Here is a 5,580-nt window from a genome sequence, read left to right as displayed (position 1 = left end):
ATAAAAAAACACCCCCAACTGTTAAGTTGAGGGTGTTTAGAATAATGAGCTGGCGATGACTTACTCTCACATGGGAAACCCCACACTACCATCAGCGCTAAGAGGTTTCACTTCTGAGTTCGGGAAGGGATCAGGTGGTTCACTCTTGCTATGGTCGCCAGCACAACTGGTATGGATACTTGCATTGGTCTTAATGTGCCGATGCGTTTTCCAAATCTTTACAGATGGGCTGATTGAGTCTTTATATTTTGTTCATTTTAGCTAAGCGTATAACTAAATCAAGTTTCTTTGTACATTAATGAATCGATTGATGCTATATATACAACTGCTTGGGTGTTGTATAGTCAAGCCTCACGAGCAATTAGTATTGGTCAGCTTCACATATCACTATGCTTCCACATCCAACCTATCAACGTCCTAGTCTCGAACGGCTCTTTAGAGGACATAAAGTCCTAGGGAAATCTTATCTTGAGGTAGGCTTCCCGCTTAGATGCTTTCAGCGGTTATCCCTTCCGAACATAGCTACCCGGCGATGCGACTGGCGTCACAACCGGTACACCAGAGGTTCGTCCACTCTGGTCCTCTCGTACTAGGAGCAGATCCTCTCAAATTTCCAGCGCCCACGGTAGATAGGGACCGAACTGTCTCACGACGTTCTAAACCCAGCTCGCGTACCTCTTTAAATGGCGAACAGCCATACCCTTGGGACCTGCTTCAGCCCCAGGATGAGATGAGCCGACATCGAGGTGCCAAACACCGCCGTCGATATGAACTCTTGGGCGGTATCAGCCTGTTATCCCCAGAGTACCTTTTATCCGTTGAGCGATGGCCCTTCCATACAGAACCACCGGATCACTAAGACCTACTTTCGTACCTGCTCGACTTGTGGGTCTCGCAGTTAAGCGCGCTTTTGCCTTTATACTCTACGCGTGATTTCCGACCACGCTGAGCGCACCTTCGTACTCCTCCGTTACTCTTTAGGAGGAGACCGCCCCAGTCAAACTACCCACCAGACATGGTCCTCGCCCCGGATTACGGGGCAGAGTTAGAACCTCAACATTACCAGGGTGGTATTTCAAGGACGGCTCCATTGGAACTAGCGTTCCAACTTCAAAGCCTCCCACCTATCCTACACAAGTAAGGTCAAAGTTCAATGTCAAGCTGCAGTAAAGGTTCACGGGGTCTTTCCGTCTAGCCGCGGGTACACTGCATCTTCACAGCGATTTCGATTTCACTGAGCCTCTGCTGGAGACAGCGCCGCCATCATTATGCCATTCGTGCAGGTCGGAACTTACCCGACAAGGAATTTCGCTACCTTAGGACCGTTATAGTTACGGCCGCCGTTTACTGGGGCTTCGATCAAGAGCTTCGCTTACGCTAACCCCATCAATTAACCTTCCAGCACCGGGCAGGCATCACACCCTATACGTCCACTTTCGTGTTTGCAGAGTGCTATGTTTTTAATAAACAGTTGCAGCGGCCTGGTTTCTGTGGCTGTCATCAGCTCAGGAAGCAAGTTCCATCACCAACAACAGCGTACCTTCTCCCGAAGTTACGGTACCATTTTGCCTAGTTCCTTCAGCAGAGTTCTCTCAAGCGCCTTGGTCTACTCGACCTGACCACCTGTGTCGGTTTAGGGTACGATTCCTGTGTAACTGAAGCTTAGAGACTTTTCCTGGAAGCATGGTATCAGCCACTTCGCTGTACAAGTACAGCTTGCTATCAGATCTCAGCATAGAGCACCCCGGATTTGCCTAAGATGCATGCCTACTTCCTTTCACCTGGACAACCAACGCCAGGCTGACTTAACCTTCTCCGTCCTCTCATCGCATTACACAGAAGTATTGGAATATTAACCAATTTCCCATCGACTACGCCTTTCGGCCTCGCCTTAGGGGTCGACTCACCCAGCCCCGATTAACGTTGGACTGGAACCCTTGGTCTTTCGGCGAACGGGTTTTTCACCCGTTTTGTCGTTACTCACGTCAGCATTCGCACTTCTGATACCTCCAGCATACTTCTCAATACACCTTCATCGGCTTACAGAACGCTCCCCTACCACTTGACTTAAAAGTCAAATCCGCAGCTTCGGCACATAGTTTTAGCCCCGTTACATCTTCCGCGCAGGCCGACTCGACTAGTGAGCTATTACGCTTTCTTTAAAGGGTGGCTGCTTCTAAGCCAACCTCCTAGCTGTCTATGCCTTCCCACATCGTTTCCCACTTAACTATGATTTTGGGGCCTTAGCTGGCGGTCTGGATTGTTTTCCTCTTGACTACGGACGTTAGCACCCGCAGTCTGTCTCCCGGATAGTACTCATAGGTATTCGGAGTTTGCATCGGTTTGGTAAGTCGGGATGACCCCCTAGCCGAAACAGTGCTCTACCCCCTATGGTATTCGTCCGAGGCGCTACCTAAATAGCTTTCGGGGAGAACCAGCTATCACCAGGCTTGATTAGCCTTTCACCCCTATCCACAAGTCATCCCCTGGCTTTTCAACGACAGTGGGTTCGGTCCTCCAGTTAGTGTTACCCAACCTTCAACCTGCTCATGGATAGATCGCCTGGTTTCGGGTCTATACCCAGCAACTAAACGCCCTATTAAGACTCGATTTCTCTACGGCTCCCCTATACGGTTAACCTCGCTACTGAATATAAGTCGCTGACCCATTATACAAAAGGTACGCAGTCACCGAACAAGTCGGCTCCCACTGCTTGTATGCATGCGGTTTCAGGATCTATTTCACTCCCCTCACAGGGGTTCTTTTCGCCTTTCCCTCACGGTACTGGTTCACTATCGGTCAGTCAGGAGTATTTAGCCTTGGAGGATGGTCCCCCCATATTCAGACAAGGTTTCACGTGCCTCGCCCTACTCGTCATCATTATGTGTGCCCTTTCGTGTACGGGAATATCACCCTCTACGTTCGCACTTCCCAGAGCGTTCCACTAAAACACACATAACTTAATGGGCTGATCCCCGTTCGCTCGCCGCTACTAAGGGAATCTCAATTGATTTCTTTTCCTAAGGGTACTGAGATGTTTCACTTCCCCTCGTTCGCCTTGCAACACTATGTATTCATGTTGCAATACCTACCTTAAAGTAGGTGGGTTCCCCCATTCAGAAATCTCCGGATCACAGGATATTTGCCGCCTCCCCGGAGCTTATCGCAGGCTATTACGTCTTTCATCGCCTCTGACTGCCAAGGCATCCACCACATGCACTTAATTACTTGACTATACAACCCCAAACAGTCGTTATTACCTACAAGGAGTAATAAGACATGATCAATGATTTCTCATCAATCTCTTACAGTTTGAAGTACTGTGTATTTAAACACTGTACAGCTTCAATCTAATTCATATACCAAAACGCTTGATTCAGTTAATTTGCTAGTTCTCAATTCATTTAGATCAATTACTTAATCTAAACTCTTGAGTGAACAATTTATTTCAGACTCAATTTTGCCAATCTGTTAATGAATAAACATGCCTTCGTCAGGTCATGCTTAATACCGTGATACTTAAATCACAGAAGTTAATAAACTAAGACCTAAATCTCTATTTACTAATTTCTGTAATCCGAACTTCTCTTAAGTTCTGGTGGAGACTAGGAGAGTCGAACTCCTGACCTCCTGCGTGCAAAGCAGGCGCTCTACCAACTAAGCTAAGTCCCCAGCTTACATCATCAGTTCTGTATCTTCTTTTCTATAACTTCAACCAGTCAAAGTCATGGTGGGTCTGACAAGACTTGAACTTGTGACCCCACGCTTATCAAGCGTGTGCTCTAACCAACTGAGCTACAGACCCTCAGATACATCTATGAAGAACAACTTGTTGTGGATTCTTACCAATCGTCAATCTTTCGTTAAGGAGGTGATCCAGCCGCAGGTTCCCCTACGGCTACCTTGTTACGACTTCACCCCAGTCATCGGCCACACCGTGGTAAGCGTCCTCCTTGCGGTTAGACTACCTACTTCTGGTGCAACAAACTCCCATGGTGTGACGGGCGGTGTGTACAAGGCCCGGGAACGTATTCACCGCGGCATTCTGATCCGCGATTACTAGCGATTCCGACTTCATGGAGTCGAGTTGCAGACTCCAATCCGGACTACGATCGGCTTTTTGAGATTAGCATCCTATCGCTAGGTAGCAACCCTTTGTACCGACCATTGTAGCACGTGTGTAGCCCTGGCCGTAAGGGCCATGATGACTTGACGTCGTCCCCGCCTTCCTCCAGTTTGTCACTGGCAGTATCCTTAAAGTTCCCGACATTACTCGCTGGCAAATAAGGAAAAGGGTTGCGCTCGTTGCGGGACTTAACCCAACATCTCACGACACGAGCTGACGACAGCCATGCAGCACCTGTATGTAAGTTCCCGAAGGCACCAATCCATCTCTGGAAAGTTCTTACTATGTCAAGGCCAGGTAAGGTTCTTCGCGTTGCATCGAATTAAACCACATGCTCCACCGCTTGTGCGGGCCCCCGTCAATTCATTTGAGTTTTAGTCTTGCGACCGTACTCCCCAGGCGGTCTACTTATCGCGTTAGCTGCGCCACTAAAGCCTCAAAGGCCCCAACGGCTAGTAGACATCGTTTACGGCATGGACTACCAGGGTATCTAATCCTGTTTGCTCCCCATGCTTTCGCACCTCAGCGTCAGTGTTAGGCCAGATGGCTGCCTTCGCCATCGGTATTCCTCCAGATCTCTACGCATTTCACCGCTACACCTGGAATTCTACCATCCTCTCCCACACTCTAGCTAACCAGTATCGAATGCAATTCCCAAGTTAAGCTCGGGGATTTCACATTTGACTTAATTAGCCGCCTACGCGCGCTTTACGCCCAGTAAATCCGATTAACGCTTGCACCCTCTGTATTACCGCGGCTGCTGGCACAGAGTTAGCCGGTGCTTATTCTGCGAGTAACGTCCACTATCTGAAGGTATTAACTTCAGTAGCCTCCTCCTCGCTTAAAGTGCTTTACAACCATAAGGCCTTCTTCACACACGCGGCATGGCTGGATCAGGCTTGCGCCCATTGTCCAATATTCCCCACTGCTGCCTCCCGTAGGAGTCTGGGCCGTGTCTCAGTCCCAGTGTGGCGGATCATCCTCTCAGACCCGCTACAGATCGTCGCCTTGGTAGGCCTTTACCCCACCAACTAGCTAATCCGACTTAGGCTCATCTATTAGCGCAAGGTCCGAAGATCCCCTGCTTTCTCCCGTAGGACGTATGCGGTATTAGCATTCCTTTCGAAATGTTGTCCCCCACTAATAGGCAGATTCCTAAGCATTACTCACCCGTCCGCCGCTAAGTGATAGTGCAAGCACCATCACTCCGCTCGACTTGCATGTGTTAAGCCTGCCGCCAGCGTTCAATCTGAGCCATGATCAAACTCTTCAGTTAAAAATCATTTTGCACCTTATTAAAGACAAGGTGCCAATTCTGGCTCATCAATTTTCTGACTTAAATTTCGCTCAAATAAACTTCGAGTAATTTAAACCAATCAATCAATGATAATATTTCGATCAATCAATCAGTAAAAATCCACACAAGTTGTTCTTCATAATTTCTTAATGATCTT

2 tRNA genes and 3 rRNA genes are annotated in these 5,580 nt (G+C 48.4%); all 5 read right to left on the bottom strand.

The annotated features are described in order from the left end of the window. Positions 1–47: 47 nt before the first annotated feature. Positions 48–162, bottom strand: a 5S ribosomal RNA gene (rrf, locus tag NL42_RS05855). Between the two features lie 178 nt (positions 163–340). Further along, positions 341–3,234, bottom strand: a 23S ribosomal RNA gene (locus tag NL42_RS05850). A gap of 362 nt (positions 3,235–3,596) precedes the next feature. Continuing rightward, positions 3,597–3,672 (bottom strand) — tRNA-Ala (locus NL42_RS05845). Positions 3,673–3,728: 56 nt separating this feature from the next. Next, a tRNA-Ile gene (locus tag NL42_RS05840) sits at positions 3,729–3,805 on the bottom strand. A gap of 59 nt (positions 3,806–3,864) precedes the next feature. Beyond that, positions 3,865–5,402: ribosomal RNA gene (locus tag NL42_RS05835) — 16S ribosomal RNA — on the bottom strand. The 16S, 23S and 5S rRNA genes sit together here with 2 tRNA genes alongside, the layout of an rRNA operon. Positions 5,403–5,580: the final 178 nt, after the last annotated feature.

This window comes from Acinetobacter sp. GN11 (assembly GCF_054823985.1).
The sequence above is the reverse complement of the archived record's forward strand: the minus strand, read 5'-3'. Positions and strand labels throughout refer to the sequence as shown.